A 24,474-nucleotide genomic window follows, 5' to 3' on the forward strand; every position below is an offset into this window, starting at 1 on the left:
CGCCGGACCCCCGGACGCGGTGTCCAGGGGCCTGTTCGGAGACCGTCAGGCTCCCGCGACCGAGGCCAGATACGCGGCCGTCTTCTCCGGCTCGTAGAAGAAGTTCTCGAAGTCGGACGGGTCGTTGAACGCGTTGGCGAAACGGTCGGCCACCGGCTGCAACTGGCCGGCCGCGCCCAGCAGGTTCAGCACGTGCTCCGGCGGCGGCGCCAGCATGGCGTTCGTCCACTTGGTGACGTGCTGGGCGGTGGCCCAGTAGCGGTCGAACGTCTGCCGCATCCACTCCTCGTCGAACGGCTGGTCACCCCGCTCCAGGATCGACGCGAGGTACGCCGCCGCGCACTTGGCTGCCGAGTTGGAGCCCTGCCCGGTGATCGGGTCGTTGGCGACGACGACGTCGGCCACGCCCAGCACCAGACCGCCGCCGGGCAGCCGGCCGACGGGGTTGCGGACCGTCGGGGCGTAACGGCCCGCCAGCGTGCCGCCGGCGTCCGTGAGTTCCACCTTCGTGGCCCGCGCGTACTCCCAGGGCGTGAACTTCTCCATGAGTTCCAGGGTCAGGGAGAGGTGCTCCGCCGGGTCCTTGACGCCGTGGAAGGCGTCGAGCGGGCCGCCGGGTATGCCCTCCCAGAACAGGATGTCGGCGCGGCCGGACGTGGTCAGGGTCGGCATCACGAACAGTTCGCCGACACCGGGCACCACGTTGCAGCGGACCGCGTCGAACTCCGGGTGCTCGGGGCGGGGGCCGAGCCCGTGGACGTACGCCACCGCCAGCGCCCGCTGCGGCTCGCTGTACGGGGAACGCTCGGGGTCACGGGCGAACATCGACACCAGTTCGCCCTTGCCGGCCGCGACCAGCACGAGGTCGTAGGTGCGGGAGAAGTAGTCCAGGTCGCCGACCGCCGCACCGTGGATGACCAGCTGGCCGCCGCGCTGGGCGAAGGTCTCCATCCAGCCGGCCATCTTCACCCGCTGGTCGACCGACTGCGCGTACCCGTCGAGCCTGCCCACCCAGTCGATGGCCCGCTGGGTGGGGCCCGGGTCGTGCGAGCCGGGAGCGGCGACCGAGACACCGAGCCCCTCGATCTTCGGGGCCTGGGACTCCCAGAAGTTCAGCTGGAGGTCGCGCTCGTGCTGCAGTGCCGTGTCGAACATGCACTGCGTCGACATGACCCGGCCGGAGCGGATCTCGTCCGCGGTCCGGTTCGACATCAGGGTGACCTCGTAGCCGTGCGACTGGAGGCCGAGGGCGAGCTGGAGGCCGGACTGGCCGGCTCCGACGACGAGTATCTTCCGCATGCGGGTGGTGTCTCCTACGGGGGTGAGGACTACGCGGGGGTTTCGTCCAGCGCGTGGGCCACCAGGGCCAGGAGGACCTCGATCACCGAGATCCGCCGCCGCGCGTCCATGATCATGACAGGGATGTGCGCGGGTATGGTCAGCGCCTCCCGTACGTCCTCCGGTTCGAACCGCTCGCTGTCGTCGAAGTGGTTGACCGCGACGACGTACGGCAGTCCGCAGCTCTCGAAGTAGTCCAGTGCCGGGAAACAGTCCTTCAAGCGGCGGGTGTCGGCCATGACGACGGCACCGATCGCGCCGCGCACCAGGTCGTCCCACATGAACCAGAACCGCTGCTGGCCCGGCGTGCCGAACAGGTAGAGCACCAGGTCGTCGTCGAGCGTGAGGCGGCCGAAGTCCATGGCCACGGTGGTGGTGAGCTTGCCCGGCGTGGCCGACAGGTCGTCGGTGCCCTCGCTGGCCTCGGTCATCAGCGCCTCGGTCTGCAGGGGCGTGATCTCCGAGACGGAGGTGACCAGGGTGGTCTTGCCGACGCCGAAACCGCCCGCCACCACGATCTTCGTCGCGATGGGGGCGCGGGTTCGGTCCGTCTGCCAGGCCTTCAGGTCCTCGTCCGGCTCGGCGAACCCGGCGACGAGGGGGGTGCCTCCGAAGGAGGCGGTGGCGTCAGAGACGGCGGAGTCCACTCAGCACCCTTTCCAGCAGAGCGCGGTCCGGGCGGCCGGTGCCGTGACCGGTTCCGGTGCCGTACACACGGATCTTTCCCTGGTCCGCGAGATCGCTCAGGAGCACGCGGACCACACCGAGCGGCATCTTCAGCAGCGCGGCGATCTCGGCCACCGTGCGCATACGGCGGCACAACTCGACGATGGCCCGCATCTCCGGCATGACCCGGGTGGTGAGGGAGCCGTTCGTCAGTTCCTTGCGCTCCTCCGGGGCCTCCAGCGCGGCCACGAACGTCTCCACGAGGAGGACGTGGCCGAAGCGGGTACGGCCGCCGGTGAGCGAGTAGGGGCGGACGCGGGCGGGTTTGCGGTCCCCGCCGCGCACGGGAAGTTTCGGCGTGCCGCTCACCGGGCGCTCCCCGTCGACTCGGCCTCCAGGGATTTGCGCAGTTCGCTGCGGAGTTCGGGCGTGAGGACGTGCCCGGCGCGCCCCACGAACAGCGCCATGTGGTACGCCACCACGCTCATGTCGCACTCGGCGGAACCGTGCACGCCCAGCAGCGAGCCGTCGCTGATGGACATCACGAACAGGCTGCCCTCGTCCATGGCGACCATCGTGTGCTTGACCCCGCCGAACTCCATCAGCTTGGCGGCGCCGACGGTGAGGCTGCCGATGCCGGAGACGATGGTGGCGAGGTCGGCGGAGGAGCCCCGCGGGCCCTTCGCCGGGCGGGCCTGGCGGGACTGCTCCGTATGGCCGGGGTCGGAGGAGAGCAGCAGCAGGCCGTCCGAGGAGACCACCGCGACGGACTGGATGCCGGGCACCTCCTCGACCAGGTTGGTCAGCAGCCAGTGCAGGTTGCGGGCTTCGCTGCTCAGCCCGTAGGTAGTGGGCGCGGTCAACTGCTTGCCTCCTCGGCTGTGCCCCCCGTGGCTTCTTCGGCGTGTGCGTAGCTGGTCGGCCGCTGGTGGTTGGCCGTATGTTCGATGATCTCCGCCTCCACGTCCCGGTAGCCGGCCTCGGCGCCGCGGCGGAAGCCGCCGAGCCTGCGGCGCAGGGCTTCGGCGTCGACGCCGGTGCCGCGCTGGCGGGGCGGGGCGGCGGGTGCGGTGATCTTGGGCGTGCGCTTGGGGAGGCCCTTGCTGGTGAGCCGCTCCTCCGGCTCGGCCGGTGCCTCCTGCTCGGCCGGTGCCTCCGGCTCCGCCGCGCGGGCCGCCTGCGGCGCTTCGGCGGGCGCGGGCGCCTCGGCCTCGGCGGGCGCGTACTCGGCCGGGCCGCCCGTGCGGGTCCCGTCGCCGGGTGCGGGCGTCCCCCGCGGGGTGTCCCCGCCGTCGGCGGCCGCCGGACGGTCCGCCGAGACCTCCGGCAGCAGCAGCTCCATCGTCGTCTCGGCGGGGGTCTCCGCCGGGGCCTTCGGGCGCGGACGCGGGGCGGGCCGGTCGTCCCGGTCGTGGGACGGGTGGTCCGAGGGGCCCGCGGCGAGGGCCGGCCCGGCGTGGTCGGCGACCGGTTCGTGCGCGTCGAAGATGTCCCGTACGGCCTGTTCCGCCGAGTCGGCGGGCGCCGCCTCCCCTGGTGCCGCCTCGGCGGGGGCCGGGGCCTCGGCGTCGGCCGCCGGGGGCTTCGCCGGACCGTCGGAAGCCTCCCGGACCGCCTGTTCCGCCAGGGTGACCAGGGGATCGGGGGACTTCGCGCGGGCCTGGAGGACGTTGGAGTTCGCCTCGGCGCCGGCGCCGGGGAGCGTGACGGTGCCGGTCGCGCCGAGGGACGCGGTCCGGGGCGGGAGCGCGGTCGGCGGTGCCTCGGCGAGGAGGGTCGCGGGCAGGACCACCACCGCGGCGACACCGCCCTGCTTCTGCTCGCGCAGCTGCACGCGGACGCCGTGGCGGTGGGCGAGGCGCGCGACGACGTACAGGCCGAGGCCCAGGCCCTCGTCGCCCTCCTGGTCGTAGAGGGACTCGGGGTCGAAGTCGGTGAGGCGGGCGTTGAGGCGGGCCAGACGGTCCTCCGCCACGCCGATGCCCTCGTCCTGGACCGACAGCATGACCTCGCCCGACTCCAGCAGCCAGCCCGAGACCTCCACCGGCAGGTCGGGCGGGGAGAACGAGGTGGCGTTCTCCATGAGCTCGGCCAGCAGGTGGGAGAGGTCGTCCGCGGCGAAGCCCGCGATGTGGGCGTGCGGGGGCAGGGCCGCGATACGGACGCGCTCGTAGCGTTCGATCTCGCTGACCGCCGCCCGGACCACGTCGACCAGCGGCACCGGGCCGGGGTTCTGCTGGACGTGCTCGGTGCCGGCGAGGACCAGGAGGTTCTCGCTGTGCCGGCGCATGACCGTGGCGAAGTGGTCCAGCTTGAAGAGCGTGGCGAGGCGCTCGGGGTCCTGCTCGCGGTCCTCCAGGCCCTCGATGACCGCCAGCTGGCGCTCGACCAGGCCCAGGGTGCGCAGGGCCAGGTTGACGAAGGTGGAACCGATGCTGGTGCGCAGCCGCTGCAGCTGGGCGGCGGAGTCGGCGAGTTCGGCGCGCAGTTCCTCGCGGGCGTCGGCCATCTTCTGGCGCTGGCCGACCAGGTGCTTGCGGTCGGTCTCCAGGGTGCCCACGCGCTCGTGCAGGGCGACGGCGTGCGCGTGGAGGGCGTTGACGGAGCGGACGACCTGCGCGAACTCGTCGTTGCGGCCCGTGAAGGCGATGGCCTCCTGGGTCGCCGGGTCCTCGGACTCGGCGAGGCGGGCCGAGCCGCGGCGCAGGACCGACAGCGGGCGGGTCAGGGTGCGGGCCATGGCCGTGGCGATGCCGAGCGCGACCAGTATGAGCGCGCCGAGGACGGCGACGCGGATCTCCAGGGCGGTGACGTCGTCGTCCCGGAGCTGTTCGAGGTCCTTGGTGCGGTGGTCGTAGAGCGCGGACTCGGCGCCGCGCATGAGGTCGACGCGCGCGGACAGGGCCGCGTCCAGCTTCTTGGTGCTGGTGGTCAGCTCGCTGTCGGCGAGGGTGGCCTGGTCGGTGAGCGTGGCCAGGTACTTCTCGGCCGAGTTGACCTCGGGGCCGGTGACCGTGGAGTCGTAGGAGTCCGCGGCGGCCTTGGGCGCGGTCTCGTGGAAGTCGGCGAGGGCCGCGTCGGCGCGCAGGCGGGCCTGCTGGGCGGCGGCGGTGAGCGCGTCGCGCTGCTTGCGGTCCGCCTCGGTGCTGGTGGCGGCCGTGGTGGGCAGGCCGGTGGCGGGGTCGATCACCGTCCGGCTGTCCGTCGGGACGTTCAGCGCGGCCAGCAGCAGGCCGCGGGCGGCGGCGGACTGCTGGACGGCGGAGTCCAGCTGGGCGAGGGCGTAGGCGCCGGAGCCGGCCCGCGGGGGCATCTGCTCGGCCAGCTGGTCGGCCAGCCGGTGCAGTTCGGTGATCGTCGCCGAGTACGCCTGGTGGGCCTGGAGGGCCGTGCTCTTGCCGGTGAGGGCGGCCCGGCGGACCGCGGCGATGCCGTCGAGGTCGTCCCGCAGGTCCGCCGGGGTGTCGGTGTCGGCGCGCAGCTCCTCGACCTGCCGGTCCACGCGGGCGCTGCGGTCCTCGGAGGGAGCCTTGGACTTGGCACGCCCTGCCGCGATGTAGGAGGTGACCTCGTCGCGTTCGTCGGCGAGGGAGTGGGCGAGCGCGAGCGCGTCCTGGGTGCGGGAGGCCAGCGTCACCAGGTCCTGGGAGTCGCTGACGTCCTGGGAGGCGGTGAGCAGCGCGGGCGCGCCGGCTCCCGCCATGGCTGCGGCCACCACGGCGACGGCGACGATCAGCCGGGTCCGTACGTGGGTGGGACGGCCGGTGCCCACGGGGGTCTGGGGGACGGTCCCCTCGGGGGCCGTCTGCCTGCCTGTGCGCCGCGGCCGCTTTTTCTGCACCGGTGCTCGCATTCCTGAACTCGTCTACCCAGGGGCCCGGGTGGCACCCCGTCATTTCGGTGCCAAGTGGTGCGTACACCCGGTTCGTATGGTTCCCGACCCTCCCAGCGCCGGTGGGCAGTGGTCGCGCATCACCTGACCCGCCACCCGAAGGAGTGAACATCGGAGGGGAGTTGACGGGCAAGTTCCCCTGGCGCGTGCCCGCCTCCTGCGCGGCGGGCCGGTTGGACGCGCGCGGCAGGCTTTGGCAGTATTCGCCGCCACGCCTTCCCAAGGGGGCCCATTACTGCCCAAACCAGGCGCCTGACCTGCGGGGTCGTGAGAATTCACCGGGCGCTTGCCAGCCTTTGGCGCACGGTGTGAAGGGGTCGTGCAGACTGGCCGAATGCGCACTGATCTGGTTTCGGAACCCGGCGACGCGACCCGGCCCAACGAGGACTTCGCCAGCGTCGGACTACCCGCCTCCGGACAGGGGGGTTGCGTGATCGTCCTGGACGGAGTGACCCCGCCCAGCGGCGGGACGGGCTGTCTGCATCCGGTCCCCTGGTTCACCGCGCGACTGGGCGGTGCGTTGACCGAACTGACCCTTTCGGGCCGAGATCTGACGCTCCCGGAGATACTCGCGCGGGCGATCCGGCGCACCGCCGACGCCCACGCGGACTCCTGTGACCTTTCTCACCCGCGAACCCCTCAGGCAACCGTCGCTCTGGCCCGCTGGTCGGCCGTCGACGTCGAGTACCTGGTGCTGTCCGACTCCGCGCTGCTGACACGGGGGCCCGACGGCACGGTCACCCCCCTGCTGGACGACCGGCTGGCCCGGCTCCCCCGCTCCGCGCTCGCCACCGACGCGATGGTCGACACGAACCTGCGCAACAAGGAGGGCGGTTTCTTCACCGCCGCCGCGGACCCCGCGGTGGCCGCCCGGGCGGTCACCGGCACCCTGCCCCGGCGCGAGGTCCGGGCGCTGGTCGTCCTGACGGACGGCGCGACCCGCTGGACGGAGACGTTCCGCGAGGGCGACTGGACGGCGTTGTTCGACGTGGTCGCCAAGGACGGCGCCCGTGCGCTGGTCGAGCGGGTGCGGGAGCTGGAGACGGCGGACCGCGAGGAACGGGCGTTCCTCGGGCGCGGCAAGACGCACGACGACGCGACGGTGGTCCACGTGGAGCTGTGAGGGACCGTCGGACCATGACGGGAGGGGCCGCCCCGCCGTGACACGAACGGCCGTCGCCGCCCTGGCGCGAAGGGCCGTCCCCGCCGTGGCGCGAAGGGCCGTCCCCGCCATGGCGCGAGGGGCTACCTCGCCATGACGCCGTTCAGCTCGTGGAGCAGCCGGGCCAGTTCGGAGACCTCGTGGCGGTCCCAGTGGGCGAGCTGGCGGACGTAGCGGGCGCGGCGGGCCTCGCGGACCGTGCCGACCCGGCGGCGGCCCTCCTCGGTGAGGGTGACGAGCCAGGCGCGGCCGTCGGCCGGGTCGGGCTCGCGGGCGATCAGGCCCAGTTCCTCCAGAGCGCGCAGCTGACGCGACATGGTGGCCTTGCCGACGCCGATGTAGGCGGCGAGTTCCGTGGCCCGCTGGCCGCCCAGTTCGTCCAGCCGGATGAGCAGGCCGTAGGCGGAGGACTCCAGATCGGGGTGGACCTCCCGGGCCATCTCGCCCTGGTTGGCCCGGGCGCGCCGGAGCAGCACGGTCAACTCGCGCTCCAGAGCCAGGAATTCCTGGTCTGCACCACTGGGCGTCACCTGGCCGGCGGCGCCCGGTGCGCCGCCGTTTCCGTCCTCGTGCACGTCAGCACCCCTGATCGGTTTCGCTGTCCTGAAAGTTTCTGTCAAACGTCGTCATTGCCGCAGCTCCGTAAGTATTTCGCAGGCGTAGACCAACGGCGTCGTCCGGACCCCCTTCCCACGCCGTCATCTACGTGCGTAGCTTCTTTATACGCAGGTAATGGCATGCCCACGCCAGTGGGCCGGCGGTCAGCGCCGACGCTCCCCCCACTCTGCTCTCCCCCACTCCACTCCCCGGAGGCACGTCATGCCCGTGCTCAGAACCGGCTCCCTCCGTCCGCGTCCCCTCGCCGTCGCCGTCACGGCCGTACTCGCGGCACTCTCCCTCACGCTCCCCCTCACCTCCGCCCAGGCCGCGACCACGCCCAGCCGCGGCTCCGCCTACATGGGCATGGGCGTCCTCGCCCACGACGGCCGAGACGGCACCCCCAGCACGGGGGACGCCACCCAGACCGAGGGGGTGGACGTCGCCGGCTACCAGGGCAACGTCGCCTGGTCGACGCTGTGGGGCAGCGGAGTGCGCTGGGCGTACACGAAGGCCACGGAGGGCACGTACTACACGAACCCGTCCTTCGCCCAGCAGTACAACGGTTCCTACAACGTGGGCATGATCCGCGGCTCGTACCACTTCGCCACCCCGGACACCACCAGCGGCGCCACCCAGGCCAACTACTTCGTCGACCACGGCGGCGGCTGGTCCCGGGACGGCAAGACCCTGCCCGGCGCCCTCGACATCGAATGGAACCCGTACGGTGCCGCGTGTTACGGCAAGACCACCGGCCAGATGGTCAGCTGGATCGCCGACTTCATCAACACCTACAAGGCGCGCACCAGCCGGTACCCCGTGATCTACACGGCCACCAGCTGGTGGACCCAGTGCACCGGCAACTACGGCGGCTTCGCCGTGAACAACCCGCTGTGGATCGCCCGGTACGCCTCCGACCCGGGGACCCTGCCGGCCGGCTGGTCGTACTACACGATGTGGCAGTACACCTCCTCCGGTCCGACCGTCGGGGACCACGACAAGTTCAACGGAGCGCTGGACCGGGTGCAGGCCCTGGCCAACGGCTAGCGCCCCGCCGGCCCGGCCGTGGCGGCGCCGGCCCCGCCACGGCCCCGGCTCCCCCGCCACGGGCCCGCCCCCCTCCCGCCCCGCCGTCCCTGCGTTGGTGCTCGACGCCGGCCGGGATCATGCTGGTCAGGAGAGCCTGCCGAGCTAGGGCGAGATGAGCGGCGATGGAGCGACAGTCGACGTACACGGCCACGGCCACCATCGATGACCGGGGCATCCTCACCGGCTGGAGCGAGGGTGCGCGACGGCTGCTCGGCTACGACTCCCCGGCGGTCGTCGGCCGGCCCGCCGCCGCGCTGCTCGCCGACGACGGCACGGCGGTCCGGCGGGCGCTGGCCGACCGGAACCGCTGGAACGGCACCGTCCCGCTGCGCCACCAGGACGGCCGGTACCTGGAACTCGGCGTGCTCGCCCATCGCCGGACCTCGGACACCGGCGTCACCGACTGGCTCGTGGTCAGTGCCGTGACCGTCCGGCCGCAGCCACCCCGGGGCGAACCCCTGGAGGAGTGGACGTTCCTCCAGTCCCCCTTTCCGCTGGCCATCTTCGACGCCGACCTGCACCTGGTGCGCGCCAACCGCCGGCTGGAGCACGCCCTCGCCCTGCCCGAGGCGGCGATCCGCGGGCTGCGCCTCGCCCACATCGCGCCGGGGGCGGCGAGCGAGGAGGCCGAGCGGGCGATGCGGCTGGCTCTGGAGCAGGGCCGGCCGCAGGAGGCGCGGGGCCACCTCCGCCCGGATCTCCCCCGCCCCACCGTCCTCACACCGTTGAAGGACGCCGACGGCCGGGTGCGGGCCGTCTGCCTGTCCGTGCCGCAGCCGGGCCCGGACTCCGCCGCCGTCCGGCACGCGCCGGACGAGTCCGGCCCACGCGTCGGGACGACCACGGACCAGGTCCGCGCCGCCCAGGAACTCGGCGAGGTCACCGTCCCGCGGCTGGCCGACGCGATGACGGTCGACCTGCTGGACTCCCCGTGGACCGGCGCGGAGGCCGACGGCCCGCGGCCGGACCAGGTCGTCCTGCGCCGGGCCGCCCTGCGCGCGGTCCCGGACGGCGAGGGCCCCGCCTACGGCAGCGGCGTCGGCGAGGCGATCGTCTGCCCGGCCGACTCGCCGCCCGCCCGGTGCCTGACGGTGTCCCGGCCACTGCTGTACGACACGGCGGACCCGGCCGTCGCCGGGTGGGCGACACTGGACCCGGGCGCCGCGTGGCTGCGCGCGTCCCGGGCCCGCGCCCTGCTGGCCGTACCCCTGCTGTCGCACGGCGGCACGCTCGGCGTGGCGCTGTTCGGCCGGCAGCCCGGACGGGCACCCTTCGGACCGGAGGACCTGCGGCTCGCGGAGGAGTTCACCGCCAAGGCGGCCGCCGGCATCGAGCAGGCCCGCGACTACTTCCGGGCCCGCACCACCACCATGACCCTCCAGCGCAGCCTGCTCCCGCACACACTGCCCGACCAGGGGGCCATGGAGATCGCCACCCGCTATCTGCCGGCCGCCACCCGGGCCGGGGTGGGCGGCGACTGGTTCGACGTGATCCCGCTGTCCGGCGCCCGAGTGGCGCTCGTCGTGGGCGACGTGGTCGGCCACGGCATCCGGGCCTCGGCCACCATGGGCCGGCTGCGTACGGCGGTGCGCACCCTGGCCGACGTCGATCTGCCGGCCGACGAGCTGCTCACCCACCTGGACGACCTGGTGCTGCGGCTGGCCGCCGACGAGGGCAGCGCGGACCCGGACGCCGAGACCGCCGGCGGCATCGGCACCACCTGCCTGTACGCCGTCTACGACCCGGTCTCGCGCCGGTGCACCGTGGCCCGGGCCGGCCATCCGCCGCCCGCCGTGGTGACCCCGGACGGCACGGTCCGCTTTCTCGACGTGCCCGCGGGGCCGCCGCTGGGACTCGGCGGACTGCCCTTCGAGGCGGTCGAGACGGACCTGCCCGAGGGCAGCCTGCTCGCGCTCTACACGGACGGGCTGCTCGAAGCCCGCGACCACGACATCGACGAGGCGCTGGACAAGATGTTCGCCGCGCTGGGCCGTCCCGCGAGCTCGCTGGACTCGGTCTGCGACCGGGTGCTCGGCGAGCTGCTCAGCCACCGTCCCGACGACGACATCGCCCTCCTGGTGGCCCGCACCCGGGTGCTGCACGAGGACCGGGTCGCCTCCTGGGAGCTGGACAACGACCCCACCGTCGTCGCGCTCGCCCGCCGCTACGCCGACGAGCAGCTGGCCGTCTGGGGTCTGGACGAGGCCGCGTTCACCACCGAGCTGATGGTCAGCGAGCTGGTCACCAACGCCCTCCGCTACGGCCGGCCGCCCATCCGCCTCCGGCTGATCCACCAGGACAGCACCCTCATCTGCGAGGTCTACGACTCCAGCGGCAGCACCCCGCACATGCGCCGGGCCCGCACCTTCGACGAGGGGGGCCGGGGCCTGCTGCTGGTCGCCCAGCTCGCCCAGCGCTGGGGCACCCGGCACGACAGGGTCGGCAAGACGGTCTGGGCGGAGCAGTCGCTGCCCGCGCTCTGACAAACGCGCGCCGACGCCCCCGCCCCGCCGCGGTGAGCGACGGGGCGGGGACCCGCTGCCGGGTCATCCGACGACCGGCCCGGGGCCGGGGCGGGCCGGGGGACCGGGGTCGGCGGAGGGCCGGGGGTTCGCCGGGGGCTGCGGATCGGCCGGGGGCCGGGGATAGGACGGATGCTTGGGGACGGAGGGCGGTGCGGGGGCTGCGGGGGGCTGCGGGTTCTTCGGGGGCTGCGGCCCCTTCGGCGGCTGCGGGCCCCTCGGCGGCTGCGGATCCTTCGGGGGCCGGGGATCCTTCGGGGGCTGCGGGGCCGGTCCGTCCGGAGCGGTGGAGCCCCTGCCGTGGTCCGGAGGCGGCGGGGTCGTGCCGTCGGGGCAGGGCGGGCCGTCCTTGCCGTGGGTGCCGGTGCCGTCCCGGCCGTTCGTACCCCGGCCTCCGCACGAGCCCCGGCCGCGGCCTCCGGCCCCACCGGTGCCCGTACCGCCCGGTGCCGTGCAGATGGTCGCGTCGCCGCCGGTGGCGTCGCCCCCGTCGCCCCCGGTGGCGTTGCCGGCCTCGCAGCTGACGTCCTCGCCGTCCTCGCCCCGGGAGTCGTGCCAGTGGCCGTGGCCGTGGCCGTGGGGATTCTTCCAGTGGTCGTCGTGCCGGTGCCGGTCGCCCTTCCGGTGTCCCGCGTCGTTGCCGTGGTGGCCGTCGTGGTTCACCGAGGCCGTCGCGCCGTGCGGGACGGTGGCCGCCACGGCGGCCCCCGCGGGGACCAGGACTGCGGCGAGGGGGAGCAGGATCGAGGCGGCGGCGACGGCCAGGCCGTTCCGCCGAACGTTGCGGATCATGGGAGTGCCGTTTCGTGAGGGAGGGGCTGGGTGCCGAGAGGGGCCGCCGGGACGGCGTGGGGCCGGGGGCCGGGTGGCGCGGCCGGAGCCGTGCCACCCGATTCCCCCGAGGCTCACTCGCCGTGCTCAGCGACGTGGGCTTCACTCCGCGGTGGCGTCGCCGCCGTCACCGCCGGTCGCGTTGCCACCGTCGTTCGTGGTGGCGTTCCCGCCGTTGCCGCCGGTGGCGTTACCGCCGCCCTTGGACGTGCCGTCACCGCCGTTCCCGCCGGTCGCATTGCCGCCCTTGTTCGACGTGGCGTTACCACCATTCCCGCCGGTCGCATTGCCACCCCTGTTCGACGTGGCGTTACCACCATTCCCGCCGGTCGCATTGCCACCCCTATTGGACGTGGCGTTACCACCATTCCCGCCGGTCGCATTGCCACCCCTGTTCGACGTGGCGTTACCACCATTCCCGCCGGTCGCATTGCCGCCCTTGTTCGACGTGGCGTTTCCGCCATTCCCGCCGGTCGCGTTGCCGCCGCCCCTCTCGTGGTCGTCGTGGTCGTTGTGGTGACCGTGGTAGCGGCCCCAGTCGTCCCACTTGTCGTGGTGGCCCCAGTCGTCCCAGTACACCCACTTGCAGACGTAACGGTGGTACCGGTGCTGCCACTTGCAGTAGTAGGACTTGTGGTGGTGGTCGTGGCCCTTGTAGGCCGGCGCCTGGGCGGCCACCGAGGTCTGCTGCATCGGCGCGGCGATCGCGGCGGCGGCCGGCAGCATCACCGCCCCGGTGACCGCCCCGGCCGAGACGGCGATCGCGGCCAGTCGCATTCCCCGCTTCGAGCGGCTTTCCTGACGGTTCTCGTTCGTACGCATCACGGTTTCTCCTACTCGTTTCGCGGGCCTTTTCGGTTTCCGGTGTTTCCGGTGCTGCCCGCACTTCAAGTAGGCCGGAACGGCACGACGGGGTCACGTTCCGAGGACTCGGGACTTGACGGGAGGGAAGGCGCCCGCTAAGTCGCCGGGCGAAGGACGGGACCGGCCCAGGCCGGCGGTTCGGGTGCCGGCGCGCGGCCGCGCGGGCCGGCCCCGCCGACGGCGCCGCGCAGGGCCGCCACGAACTCCAGACACGTGTCGTAGCGGTCTTCGGGGATCTTCGCCAGGGCCCGGCGCAGGACCTCGTCGGCGGCGCCCGGGATCTCCGGCCGTTCCGCGCTCAGCACGGGCGGCGGGTCGTACTGGTGGGCCCAGAGCAGTTCCAGGTGGTCCGCGCGCCCGAAGGGCGGCGCGCCCGCGAGGGTCTCGTGGACCACACAGGCGAGGCTGTACTGGTCGGACCTGCCGTCCACCGGACGCCCGGTGACCCGCTCGGGCGCCACGTAGTCCAGCGTGCCGACGAACTCGCCCGCCGAGGTGAACCCGGTGAGCGACAGGGACTTCTTCGCCAGCCCGAAGTCGGTGAGGTACACGTGCTCGGGGTGGTCGCTGTCGACCCCCTTGGCGACCAGCACATTGCCGGGTTTGACGTCCCGGTGCACCAGCTCGCGCGCGTGGGCCGCGTCGAGCGCGGAGGCGAGCTGGGCGGCGATGCGCAGCGCGGCCGGCACCGGCAGCCGGCCCTCGCGGTCGAGCAGGGCGCGCAGGTCGAGGCCGGAGACGAAGCACATGGCGATGTACAGGATCCCGTCGGCCTCGCCGGCCTCGAAGACGGGCACGATGTTGGGGTGGTCGATGGCGGCGGCCACCCGGGACTCCTGGGCGAAGCGGCTGCGGAAGGCCTCGTTGCGGGTGTACTCGGGGGCGAGCAGCTTCAGGGCGACCGTGCGGCCGAGGCGCAGGTCCTTGGCGCGGTAGACGACGGCCATGCCTCCCCGGCCGAGTTCGCGTTCCACCCGGTAGCCCGCGATCTCGGCCCCGATCAGGCCGGAGGGGCTCTCGGGGGGCCAACTCACGCCTGAATTCTACCGAACCGCCCCGCCATGGGCGCTCGGTGAAGGCCCCCGGGTCCGCGCACGGCGGAGGCCCGGGCCTCCCTCACGGGACCCGGGCCTCGCCTTTCCGGAGGCGTCCGTCACGCCGCCACCGGAACCTCCGGCGTCGCACCGTTCGCGGCGGGCGCGAGCGCCAGCTCCAGGACCTGGCGGACGTCGGTCACGGCGTGGACGTCGAGCTTGTCCAGCACCTCGGCCGGGACGTCGTCCAGGTCGGGCTCGTTGCGCTTGGGGATGATCACGGTGGTCACCCCGGCGCGGTGGGCGGCGAGCAGCTTCTGCTTCACGCCGCCGATCGGCAGCACCCGGCCGGTCAGCGAGACCTCGCCGGTCATGGCGACGTCCGTGCGGACCAGGCGGCCGGAGAGCAGCGAGGCGAGGGCCGTGGTCATCGTGATGCCCGCGCTCGGGCCGTCCTTCGGCACCGCGCCCGCCGGGAAGTGGATGTGCACGCCCCGGTCCTTCAGGTCGGCCACCGGCAGTTCCAGTTCGGCGCCGTGGCTGCGCAGGAAGCTCAGCGCGATCTGCGCCGACTCCTTCATCACGTCGCCCAGCTGACCGGTGAGGGTCAGCCCCGCCGCGCCCGTCTCCGGGTCGGCGAGGGACGCCTCCACGAAGAGCACGTCCCCTCCGGCGCCGGTGACCGCGAGGCCGGTCGCCACACCGGGGACGGCCGTACGGCGCTCGGCCGGGTCCTGGGCGGACTCGGGCACGTGGTGCGGCCGGCCGATCAGCCCGCGCAGATCGTCGGCGGTGACCGTGAACGGCAGTTCCCGCTTGCCGAGTTCGTGCTGGGCGGCGACCTTCCGCAGCAGCCGCGCGATGGACCGCTCCAGGGTTCGTACGCCCGCCTCCCGGGTGTACTCGCCGGCGAGCTTGCGCAGCGCGCCCTCGTCGAGGGTGACCTCGTCCGCGTTCAGACCGGCCCGCTCCAGCTGGCGCGGGAGCAGGTGGTCCCGGGCGATGACGACCTTCTCGTCCTCGGTGTAGCCGTCCAGGCGGACGATCTCCATGCGGTCGGCGAGCGCCTCGGGGATGGCCTCCAGGACGTTGGCGGTGGCGAGGAAGACCACGTCGGAGAGGTCCAGCTCGACCTCCAGGTAGTGGTCGCGGAAGGTGTGGTTCTGCGCCGGGTCGAGCACTTCGAGGAGGGCGGCGGCCGGGTCGCCCCGGAAGTCGGAGCCCACCTTGTCGATCTCGTCCAGCAGGACCACCGGGTTCATCGACCCGGCCTCCTTGATGGCGCGCACGATCCGGCCGGGCAGGGCACCGACGTACGTACGGCGGTGACCGCGGACCTCGGCCTCGTCACGGACGCCGCCGAGGGCGACGCGGACGAACTTGCGCCCCATGGCGTGCGCGACGCTCTCGCCCAGGCTGGTCTTGCCGACGCCAGGAGGGCCGACCAGGGCGAGCACGGCGCCGCCGCGCCGGCCGCCGATGACGCCCAGGCCGCGGTCGGTGCGCCGCTTGCGCACGGCCAGGTACTCGGTGATGCGCTCCTTCACGTCCTCCAGGCCGGCGTGTTCCGCGTCGAGCACGGCCTTCGCGCCCCGGATGTCGTACGCGTCCTCGGTCCGGTCGTTCCACGGCATCTCCAGCACCGTGTCCAGCCAGGTGCGGATCCAGGACCCCTCGGGCGACTGGTCGGAGGAGCGCTCCAGCTTGTCGACCTCCTTCAGGGCGGCCTCGCGGACCTTCTCCGGCAGGTCGGCGGCCTCGACCCGGGCGCGGTAGTCGTCGGACTCCTCGCCGTCCTTGTCGCCGTTCAGCTCGCGCAACTCCTTGCGGACGGCTTCCAGCTGACGGCGCAGCAGGAACTCGCGCTGCTGCTTGTCGACGCCCTCCTGGACGTCCTTGGCGATGGTCTCGGCCACGTCCTGCTCCGCGAGGTGGTCGCGCAGCTGCTGCGTGGCGAGCCTGAGCCGGGTGACCGGGTCGGCGGTCTCCAGCAGTTCGACCTTCTGCTCGGTGGTCAGGAACGGCGAGTAGCCGGAGTTGTCGGCCAGCGCCGAGACGTCCTCGATGGCCTGGACGCGGTCCACGACCTGCCAGGCGCCGCGCTTCTTCAGCCAGCTGGTGGCGAGCGCCTTGTACTCCTTGACCAGTTCCGCGACCTGGCCCGGCAGCGGCTCCGGCACGTCCTCCTCGACGCGGGCGCCCTCGACCCAGAGCGCGGCGCCCGGACCGGTGGTGCCGGCGCCGATGCGCACCCGGCTCCGGCCGCGGACCAGAGCCCCCGGGTCGCCGTCGGCCAGCCGGCCGACCTGCTCGACCGTGCCGAGGACGCCGGTCCTGGCGTACGTGCCGTCGACACGCGGCACCAGCAGCACCTTGGGCTTCCCGGGCGTCGAGCGGGCGGCGGCCTGCGCGGCCTCCACCGCGGCCCGCACCTCGGCGTCGCTCAGGTCCAGCGGAACCACCATGCCGGGCAGCACGACCTCGTCGTCGAGCGGCAGCACGGGCAGGACGAGCGTGAACGCCGTGGACTCAGCAGCCATGATCTCCCCTTAGGCAGTCAACTTGAGCTATGCCGACTCAACTACGGGGGTTGCACGGGTGTTCCCGGCGTATGTTCGCTCTCAGCGATCACTGAGTCCGTGCAGGTGAGGCCGTCCGCCGCGGGCGGCGCACCAGCGGCCAGGCGGCCACACCGAGCGCCAGGGCGATGAGATGACCCCAGTTCGTCATCGGGTCCTGGAAGGCGTAGAGGTCGTCCAGCAACCAACCGCCCGTCAGGGCGAGCAGGGGCCAGCGGAGCCACGGCCGGAGCAGACCCGCCAGGGCGCCCACGCTGGCGGCGACACCGAAGCTGATGCCGTAGTCGAGGCGGTGCAGCGAGGTGGGGGGCAGCCGCCCGAGCAGGACGGCGAGGCCCACCGGGACCTCGGTGGCGAGGGTGGCCAGGACATGGCCGCCCAGGAAGACACCGGCGGCCCGCGCGCCGCCCGCCCGCCGCTCCAGCGCGGTGAGCACCAGCACGAACGCGAACGCGTACGGCGAGAGGATGCCGCCCGCGATCCACAGCGCGCTCGCCGGCAGCACCAGCAGGGGCGTGTGCACCAGGTGGGTCACGTCGGTGCTGGAGGCCTGGTGGAGCGCGTGCACGAGGGCGGGGTCGGCCCGGGCCGCGACGAGGGAGGTGACGGCCAGGACGGTCGCGTAGCCGAAGGTGAACGGGGTGCCGGCGGGCGTGGGCAGCAGGTGCCGCGGCCGGGACCGCGACAGGTGGCGCGGCGCGACCGCGCGCGCCGGACCGGCGGCGGGAGCGGGGGCGCCGCCGCGCTGGCGCGGCATCCCGTCCAGCAGGCCGGCAGCCGGGAGCGGGACGGCGGCCGAGCCGTCCGGAAGGGGTGCGCCCGCGGCGGGCGGGGACGCGTCCGGCACAGGGCCCGTCGTGATCCGTTCCACGCTGAGGCGCTCCTTCCGTCGCGCCCCACCCTTCGTGCCGGACGTGCCGCTGTCTATGACCGACGCCACGCGAGAGCGGATTCACGGCAACCTCTCACCCGCCGGCCGCGTCCGGCCCCCGGTCCGGGCCACTCGTACGTGGGCGTCCTGCACAATTCCCGTGAATGCCAGGCCCTGTTCGAGCAGGATGGGGGCATGACTGCCGTGTACGACACTCCCGAGGTCCTGGACCGGCACGACGGCCCGTACGGCGAGGTGGTGCTGCGCAGGCACGGCGCACTGCTCCAGATCATCGCCAACGGCTGCTTCCTGATGGACACCTCCGACGGGCGCTCGGAGCGGCTGCTGGTCGACGCCGCCCGCGCCGCGCTGGACGGACGCCCGGCGCCGGAGGTGCTGATCGGCGGGCTGGGCGTGGGGTTCTCGCTCGTACACGCCGTGGCCGACCGCGGATGGGGACGGATCACCGTGGTGGAGCGGGAGGCCGCCGTCATCGGCTGGCACCGGGACGGGCCGCTGGCCGAGGTGTCCGCCGGCGCGCTCGCCGACCCGCGCACCGCGATCGTGGAAGCGGATCTCGTGGCGTACGTCAATGAGACATCCGACACGTTCGACGCGTTGTGCCTGGACATCGACAACGGGCCCGGCTGGACCGTCACCGAGGACAACGACAGCCTCTACTCGCCCACCGGACTCGCGGCCTGCGCACGGGTGTTGAGGCCCGGCGGGGTGCTGGCGGTGTGGTCGGCACAGCCCTCTCCGGAATTTGAAGGAAGCTTGCGGAATGCCGGGTTCCAGCAGGTGCGTACCGAAGAGGTCCCCGTTGCCCGGGGCGTTCCGGACGTGGTCCACCTCGGGGTCCGACCTGGATAGCGACAGCGCGGTGAGTCCCCGTAATGTGCTGCCCTGACGCGGATCATTCAAGCGTCAAACGCAGACATGGGATCACCCCACGGATTCCGGAAAGCAACAACAGGGGCGGGCGATGGAGCAGACACACACCTCCCAGAGCGGCGCGGCGACGACCACCCCGGGCGCACAGCGCCGGGTCCTGGTCGTCGAGGACGATCCCACGATCGTCGACGCCATCGCGGCCCGGCTCCGCGCAGAGGGATTTCTGGTGCAAACGGCGGCCGACGGTCCGGCCGCGGTCGACACGGCCGAGGCATGGCAGCCCGACCTGCTGATCCTCGACATCATGCTGCCCGGCTTCGACGGGCTGGAGGTCTGCCGGCGGGTGCAGGCTCAGCGGCCGGTGCCGGTGCTGATGCTCACCGCGCGGGACGACGAGACGGACATGCTGGTCGGGCTCGGTGTGGGCGCCGACGACTACATGACCAAGCCGTTCTCGATGCGGGAGCTGGCGGCCCGCGTGCACGTGCTGCTGCGGCGGGTGGAGCGGGCGGCCATCGCCGCCTCCACGCCCCGCTCGGGCATCCTGCGCCTGGGTGAGCTGGAGATCGACCACGCACAGCGCCGGGTGCGGGTGAAGTCCGAGGACGTCCACCTGACACCCACCGAGTTCGACCTGCTGGTGTGCCTGGCGAACACCCCGCGCGCGGTGCTCTCCCGGGAGCAGCTGCTGGCCGAGGTGTGGGACTGGGCGGACGCCTCCGGCACCCGCACGGTCGACAGCCACATCAAGGCGCTGCGCCGGAAGATCGGCGCCGAGCGGATCCGCACCGTGCACGGTGTGGGCTACGCCCTGGAGACACCGACGCCATGAGCAGCGACGGGCGCCAGGCCGCACGGAGGAGCCCCGGGACCCTCGGCGAGGACCCCTGGGGCGGCGTACGCCCGTTCTCGATCAAGACCAAGCTGGGTGCGCTGGTCGTCATCGCGGTGCTGATCACCACGGGACTGTCGATCGTCGCGGTGCACACCAAGACGGAGCTGCGCTTCATCACGGTCTTCTCGATGATCGCCACACTGCTCATCACGCAGTTCGTGGCCCATTCGCTCACCGCTCCGCTGGACGAGATGAACGCGGTCGCCCGCTCGATCTCCTACGGCGACTACACGCGCCGGGTGCGCGAGAACCGCCGGGACGAGCTGGGCGACCTGGCCGGGACGATCAACGTCATGGCCGACGAGCTGGAAGCGCAGGACCGCCAGCGCAAGGAACTGGTGGCGAACGTCTCGCACGAGCTGCGCACCCCGATCGCCGGGCTGCGCGCGGTGCTGGAGAACATCGTCGACGGGGTCACCGAGGCGGACCCGGAGACCATGCGGACGGCCCTGAAGCAGACCGAGCGGCTGGGCCGCCTGGTGGAGACCCTGCTGGACCTGTCCCGGCTGGACAACGGCGTCGTCCCGCTGAAGACGCGCCGCTTCGAGGTGTGGCCGTACCTGTCGGGCGTGCTGAAGGAGGCCAACATGGTCGCCTCCGCGCGCGCGGGCATCGCCTCCGGCTCCGGCAGCCACACGCGCACGGACGTCCATCTGCATCTCGACGTCTCCCCGCCGGAGCTGACCGCCCGCGCGGACCCCGAGCGCATCCACCAGGTCGTCGCGAACCTGATCGACAACGCCGTCAAGCACAGCCCCGCGCACGGCCGGGTGACGGTGCGGGCGCGGCGCGGGCCGCAGCCGGAGTCGCTGGAGCTGGAGGTCCTGGACGAGGGGCCCGGCATCCCCCGGTCGGAGTGGCACCGGGTCTTCGAGCGCTTCAACCGCGGCTCGGTGACCCGGCCGCACGGCCCGGGCAGCGACGGCGGCACGGGCCTCGGGCTCGCGATCGCGCGGTGGGCGGTGGATCTGCACGGCGGCCGGATCGGTGTGGCCGAATCCGAGCGAGGCTGCCGGATCATCGTCACTCTTCCGGGACTGACTTCCGTCCCAAGTTGACGTAAAGTCCGAACCGGAAGCACAAGATCCACGACGGTCGCTGCCGTACTCCGCAGCTGGACACGTGTGATCGGGGCAGGCCCGCGCACTCCTTCGAACGGATGCGCGCCGGGCCCGGTCCGGTGCAGGCTCTCACATGCGGAACCACGCTTGTTTCCCGCCATATCAAGCCCCGAAACAAGATTTCCGATGTGACTTACACGACGATGACCTTGCTCGACCTGACCTTCCCCGCCGGGGAGGCGTAGCCTTTATTCCCGCTGTCCATCACCTTGTGAAGCGGAAGAGGGCGGTTGCCGCCGTGTCGCCACAGTCCCCCAGTAACTCATCGAGCATCTCGACCGACAACCAAGCCGGGAAGAACCCCGCAGCTGCGTTCGGTGCGAACGAGTGGCTCGTCGACGAGATCTATCAGCAGTACCTCCAGGACCCGAATTCGGTCGACCGCGCCTGGTGGGACTTCTTCGCCGATTACAAGCCGGGCGCACCTGCCACCCCGGCTCCGGCGGGTACTGCGGCCACGGGGGCCGCAGAGACCACCACCACGGCTCCTCAGGCCGCCCCCGCGGCTCCGGCCCCCCAGGCCGCCGCCCCGGCGCCCGCGGCCCCGAAGCCCGCCGCCGCCCCGGCTCCCGCAGCTCCCGCGGCGCAGGCCGCCCCCGCCCCGGCCAAGCCGGCGACGCCCGCACAGGCGCCCGCTCAGCCGAAGGCGAAGGCCGCCCCCGCCACCGCGGCGCCCGACGGTCCCGAGTACGTGACGCTGCGTGGTCCGTCCGCTGCCGTCGCGAAGAACATGAACGCCTCGCTGGAGCTGCCGACCGCCACCTCGGTCCGCGCGGTCCCGGTGAAGCTGCTGTTCGACAACCGGATCGTCATCAACAACCACCTGAAGCGCGCCCGGGGCGGGAAGATCTCCTTCACGCACCTGATCGGCTTCGCGATGGTGCAGGCCATCAAGGCCATGCCGTCGATGAACTGGTCGTTCGGCGAGAAGGACGGCAAGCCGACCCTCGTCAAGCCGCCGCACGTCAACCTCGGTCTGGCCATCGACCTGGTCAAGCCGAACGGTGACCGCCAGCTCGTCGTGGCCGCCATCAAGAAGGCCGAGACGCTGAACTTCTTCGAGTTCTGGCAGGCCTACGAGGACATCGTCCGCCGCGCCCGCGACGGCAAGCTGACGATGGACGACTTCACCGGCGTCACGGTCTCCCTGACCAACCCCGGCGGCCTCGGCACCGTCCACTCCGTGCCGCGTCTGATGCCCGGCCAGTCCGTGATCATGGGCGTCGGCTCCATGGACTACCCGGCGGAGTTCCAGGGCACCTCCCAGGACACCCTCAACAAGCTCGGCATCTCGAAGGTCATGACGCTCACGTCGACCTACGACCACCGGGTGATCCAGGGCGCCGCCTCCGGCGAGTTCCTGCGCCAGGTCGCCAACCTGCTGCTCGGCGAGAACGGCTTCTACGACGACATCTTCGAGGCGCTGCGCATCCCCTACGAGCCGGTCCGCTGGCTCAAGGACATCGACGCCTCCCACGACGACGACGTCACCAAGGCCGCCCGCGTCTTCGAGCTGATCCACTCCTACCGGGTCCGCGGCCACGTCATGGCCGACACCGACCCGCTGGAGTACCGCCAGCGCAAGCACCCCGACCTGGACATCGTCGAGCACGGCCTCACCCTGTGGGACCTGGAGCGCGAGTTCGCCGTCGGCGGCTTCGCCGGCAAGTCGATGATGAAGCTGCGCGACATCCTCGGCGTGCTCCGCGACTCGTACTGCCGCACCACCGGCATCGAGTTCATGCACATCCAGGACCCCAAGCAGCGCAAGTGGATCCAGGACCGCGTGGAGCGCCCGCACTCCAAGCCGGAGCGCGAGGAGCAGCTGCGCATCCTGCGCCGCCTGAACGCCGCCGAGGCGTTCGAGACCTTCCTGCAGACGAAGTACGTCGGCCAGAAGCGGTTCTCGCTGGAGGGCGGCGAGTCCGTCATCCCGCTGCTCGACGCGGTGATCGACTCCGCGGCCGAGTCCCGCCTGGACGAGGTCGTCATCGGCATGGCCCACCGTGGCCGCCTGAACGTCCTCGCCAACATCGTCGGCAAGTCCTACGCGCAGATCTTCCGCGAGTTCGAGGGCAACCTCGACCCGAAGTCGATGCACGGCTCCGGCGACGTGAAGTACCACCTGGGCGCCGAGGGCACCTTCACCGGCCTGGACGGCGAGCAGATCAAGGTCAGCCTGGTCGCGAACCCCTCGCACCTGGAGGCGGTCGACCCGGTCCTCGAAGGTGTGTCCCGCGCCAAGCAGGACATCATCAACAAGGGCGGCACGGACTTCACGGTCCTGCCGGTGGCGATCCACGGCGACGCGGCCTTCGCGGGCCAGGGCGTGGTGGCCGAGACCCTGAACATGTCGCAGCTGCGCGGCTACCGCACCGGCGGCACGGTCCACATCGTCATCAACAACCAGGTCGGCTTCACGGCCGCTCCGGAGTCGTCCCGCTCGTCGATGTACGCGACGGACGTGGCGAGGATGATCGAGGCCCCGATCTTCCACGTGAACGGCGACGACCCCGAGGCCGTCGTGCGCGTGGCGCGACTCGCCTTCGAGTTCCGTCAGGCGTTCAACAAGGACGTGGTGATCGACCTCATCTGCTACCGCCGCCGCGGTCACAACGAGTCGGACAACCCGGCCTTCACCCAGCCGCTGATGTACGACCTGATCGACAAGAAGCGCTCGGTGCGCAAGCTCTACACCGAGTCCCTCATCGGTCGTGGCGACATCACCCTGGAAGAGGCCGAGCAGGCCCTGCAGGACTACCAGGGCCAGCTGGAGAAGGTCTTCACCGAGGTCCGCGAGGCCACCTCGCAGCCGGCCGCCGGCGACGCCCAGGCCCCGCAGGACGGCTTCCCGGTGTCGGTCCCGACCGCGATCTCCGCCGAGGTCGTCAAGCGGATCGCCGAGTCCCAGGTCAACGTCCCCGACCACATCACCGTCCACCCGCGTCTGCAGCCGCAGCTGCAGCGCCGGGCGGCCATGGTCGAGGACGGCACGATCGACTGGGGCATGGGCGAGACCCTCGCCGTCGGCTCCCTCCTGCTGGAGGGCACCCCGGTCCGGCTGGCGGGCCAGGACTCCCAGCGCGGCACCTTCGGCCAGCGCCACGCGGTGCTGATCGACCGGGAGACCGGCGAGGAGTACACCCCGCTGCAGTACCTCTCCGAGGACCAGGCGCGGCTGAACGTCTACAACTCCCTGCTCTCCGAGTACGCGGCGATGGGCTTCGAGTACGGCTACTCGCTGGCCCGCCCGGACGCGCTCGTGATGTGGGAGGCCCAGTTCGGCGACTTCGTCAACGGCGCCCAGACGGTCGTGGACGAGTTCATCTCCTCGGCCGAGCAGAAGTGGAGTCAGACGTCCGGCGTCGTCCTGCTGCTGCCGCACGGCTACGAGGGCCAGGGCCCGGACCACTCGTCCGCCCGCCCGGAGCGGTTCCTCCAGCTGTGCGCGCAGAACAACATGACGGTCGCGATGCCGACCTCGCCGTCGAACTACTTCCACCTCCTGCGGTGGCAGGTGCACAACCCGCACCACAAGCCGCTGGTCGTCTTCACCCCGAAGTCGATGCTGCGCCTGAAGGCCGCGGCCTCGAAGGCGGAGGAGTTCACCACGGGCGAGTTCCGTCCCGTCATCGGCGACGGCACGGTCGACCCGGCCGCGGTCCGCAAGGTCGTCTTCTGCGCCGGCAAGGTCTACTACGACCTGGAGGCCGAGCGGCAGAAGCGCGGTGTCACCGACACGGCGATCATCCGCATCGAGCGTCTGTACCCGCTGCCGGGTGACGAGCTCCAGGCGGAGGTCAACAAGTACCCGAACGCCGAGAAGTACCTGTGGGCGCAGGAGGAGCCGGCGAACCAGGGTGCCTGGCCGTTCATCGCGCTCAACCTGATCGACCACCTGGACCTGGCGGTCGGCGCGGACATCCCGGCCGGCGAGCGGCTGCGGCGCATCTCGCGCCCGCACGGCTCGTCCCCGGCGGTGGGCTCCGCCAAGCGCCACCAGGCCGAGCAGGAGCAGCTGGTGCGTGAGGTCTTCGAGGCGTAGGTCTCACTGACGCCGAAGGGCCCGGTGCCGAGTTTCCGCTCGGTGCCGGGCCCTTCGCCTACCCGGGAGCGGCC

At 72.4% G+C, this 24,474-nt stretch carries 18 protein-coding genes; 7 read left to right on the forward strand and 11 right to left on the reverse strand.

Going from position 1 to position 24,474, the window contains the following annotated elements; translation table 11 throughout:
* Nucleotides 1-45 precede the first annotated feature (45 nt).
* Genes ACZ7KF_RS29915 through ACZ7KF_RS29935 form a run of 5 tightly spaced genes read right to left on the reverse strand, consistent with a single transcriptional unit; the run spans nucleotide 46 to nucleotide 5,857 of the window.
* Nucleotides 46-1,299 (reverse strand): styrene monooxygenase/indole monooxygenase family protein, encoded by a 1,254-nt coding sequence (locus ACZ7KF_RS29915; RefSeq protein ID WP_471081677.1) that lies wholly within the window; start codon nucleotides 1,297-1,299, stop codon nucleotides 46-48.
* A gap of 29 nt (nucleotides 1,300-1,328) precedes the next feature.
* A complete protein-coding gene (locus ACZ7KF_RS29920) occupies nucleotides 1,329-1,985 on the reverse strand; it encodes a GTP-binding protein (protein WP_471081680.1) in 657 nt (218 codons plus the stop codon).
* Nucleotides 1,966-2,373, reverse strand: a complete 408-nt coding sequence (locus ACZ7KF_RS29925; RefSeq protein ID WP_225823271.1) for a DUF742 domain-containing protein — start codon at nucleotides 2,371-2,373, stop codon at nucleotides 1,966-1,968. The genes ACZ7KF_RS29920 and ACZ7KF_RS29925 overlap by 20 nt, the downstream gene beginning before the upstream one ends.
* Nucleotides 2,370-2,867, reverse strand: a complete 498-nt coding sequence (locus ACZ7KF_RS29930) for a roadblock/LC7 domain-containing protein (RefSeq protein WP_471081683.1) — start codon at nucleotides 2,865-2,867, stop codon at nucleotides 2,370-2,372. The genes ACZ7KF_RS29925 and ACZ7KF_RS29930 overlap by 4 nt, the downstream gene beginning before the upstream one ends.
* Complete coding sequence (locus ACZ7KF_RS29935; protein ID WP_471081686.1) at nucleotides 2,864-5,857, reverse strand: sensor histidine kinase; 2,994 nt, start codon at nucleotides 5,855-5,857, stop codon at nucleotides 2,864-2,866. The genes ACZ7KF_RS29930 and ACZ7KF_RS29935 overlap by 4 nt, the downstream gene beginning before the upstream one ends.
* A gap of 373 nt (nucleotides 5,858-6,230) precedes the next feature.
* On the opposite strand from ACZ7KF_RS29935, the gene ACZ7KF_RS29940 reads away from it, so the two are divergent.
* On the forward strand, nucleotides 6,231-7,019 hold the full coding sequence (locus tag ACZ7KF_RS29940) for a protein phosphatase 2C domain-containing protein (protein WP_471081689.1): 789 nt from the start codon (nucleotides 6,231-6,233) through the stop codon (nucleotides 7,017-7,019).
* 122 nt (nucleotides 7,020-7,141) lie between these two features.
* On the opposite strand, the gene ACZ7KF_RS29945 is transcribed toward ACZ7KF_RS29940, so the two are convergent.
* On the reverse strand, nucleotides 7,142-7,633 hold the full coding sequence (locus tag ACZ7KF_RS29945) for a MarR family winged helix-turn-helix transcriptional regulator (RefSeq protein WP_471081692.1): 492 nt from the start codon (nucleotides 7,631-7,633) through the stop codon (nucleotides 7,142-7,144).
* Nucleotides 7,634-7,877: 244 nt separating this feature from the next.
* Between ACZ7KF_RS29945 and ACZ7KF_RS29950 the strand changes: the two genes are divergently transcribed.
* On the forward strand, nucleotides 7,878-8,702 hold the full coding sequence (locus ACZ7KF_RS29950; RefSeq protein ID WP_471081695.1) for a lysozyme: 825 nt from the start codon (nucleotides 7,878-7,880) through the stop codon (nucleotides 8,700-8,702).
* A gap of 164 nt (nucleotides 8,703-8,866) precedes the next feature.
* Nucleotides 8,867-11,227 carry a SpoIIE family protein phosphatase gene (locus ACZ7KF_RS29955; protein WP_471081698.1) on the forward strand — a complete coding sequence of 787 codons (2,361 nt, stop codon included), beginning with the start codon at nucleotides 8,867-8,869 and terminating at the stop codon, nucleotides 11,225-11,227.
* 63 nt (nucleotides 11,228-11,290) lie between these two features.
* Here the strand turns inward: ACZ7KF_RS29955 and ACZ7KF_RS29960 are convergent, their stop codons facing one another.
* The 5 genes from ACZ7KF_RS29960 to ACZ7KF_RS29980 form a co-directional block, all read right to left on the reverse strand.
* A complete protein-coding gene (locus tag ACZ7KF_RS29960) occupies nucleotides 11,291-12,058 on the reverse strand; it encodes a hypothetical protein (protein WP_471081701.1) in 768 nt (255 codons plus the stop codon).
* A gap of 141 nt (nucleotides 12,059-12,199) precedes the next feature.
* Complete coding sequence (locus ACZ7KF_RS29965) at nucleotides 12,200-12,919, reverse strand: hypothetical protein (RefSeq protein ID WP_471081704.1); 720 nt, start codon at nucleotides 12,917-12,919, stop codon at nucleotides 12,200-12,202.
* A 137-nt stretch (nucleotides 12,920-13,056) separates the two neighbouring features.
* Complete coding sequence (locus tag ACZ7KF_RS29970) at nucleotides 13,057-13,995, reverse strand: serine/threonine-protein kinase (protein ID WP_471081707.1); 939 nt, start codon at nucleotides 13,993-13,995, stop codon at nucleotides 13,057-13,059.
* Nucleotides 13,996-14,114: 119 nt separating this feature from the next.
* Entirely contained in the window at nucleotides 14,115-16,535 is a 2,421-nt protein-coding gene (lon, locus tag ACZ7KF_RS29975; RefSeq protein ID WP_471081710.1) for an endopeptidase La, read from the reverse strand.
* Nucleotides 16,536-16,623: 88 nt separating this feature from the next.
* Complete coding sequence (locus ACZ7KF_RS29980) at nucleotides 16,624-17,445, reverse strand: rhomboid-like protein (protein ID WP_471081713.1); 822 nt, start codon at nucleotides 17,443-17,445, stop codon at nucleotides 16,624-16,626.
* Nucleotides 17,446-17,640: 195 nt separating this feature from the next.
* Between ACZ7KF_RS29980 and ACZ7KF_RS29985 the strand changes: the two genes are divergently transcribed.
* From ACZ7KF_RS29985 to ACZ7KF_RS30000, 4 genes are all read left to right on the forward strand, one after another.
* On the forward strand, nucleotides 17,641-18,318 hold the full coding sequence (locus ACZ7KF_RS29985) for a spermidine synthase family protein (protein ID WP_471081717.1): 678 nt from the start codon (nucleotides 17,641-17,643) through the stop codon (nucleotides 18,316-18,318).
* A gap of 112 nt (nucleotides 18,319-18,430) precedes the next feature.
* Nucleotides 18,431-19,171 carry a response regulator transcription factor gene (locus ACZ7KF_RS29990; RefSeq protein ID WP_225823284.1) on the forward strand — a complete coding sequence of 247 codons (741 nt, stop codon included), beginning with the start codon at nucleotides 18,431-18,433 and terminating at the stop codon, nucleotides 19,169-19,171.
* Nucleotides 19,168-20,292, forward strand: a complete 1,125-nt coding sequence (locus tag ACZ7KF_RS29995; protein WP_471081720.1) for a HAMP domain-containing sensor histidine kinase — start codon at nucleotides 19,168-19,170, stop codon at nucleotides 20,290-20,292. Before ACZ7KF_RS29990 ends, ACZ7KF_RS29995 begins: the two co-directional genes overlap by 4 nt.
* A gap of 301 nt (nucleotides 20,293-20,593) precedes the next feature.
* Nucleotides 20,594-24,400, forward strand: coding sequence for a multifunctional oxoglutarate decarboxylase/oxoglutarate dehydrogenase thiamine pyrophosphate-binding subunit/dihydrolipoyllysine-residue succinyltransferase subunit (locus ACZ7KF_RS30000; protein WP_471081723.1), 3,807 nt, complete (start codon nucleotides 20,594-20,596; stop codon nucleotides 24,398-24,400).
* Nucleotides 24,401-24,474: the final 74 nt, after the last annotated feature.

The sequence above is a fragment of the Streptomyces sp. NPDC038200 genome, assembly GCF_055600785.1.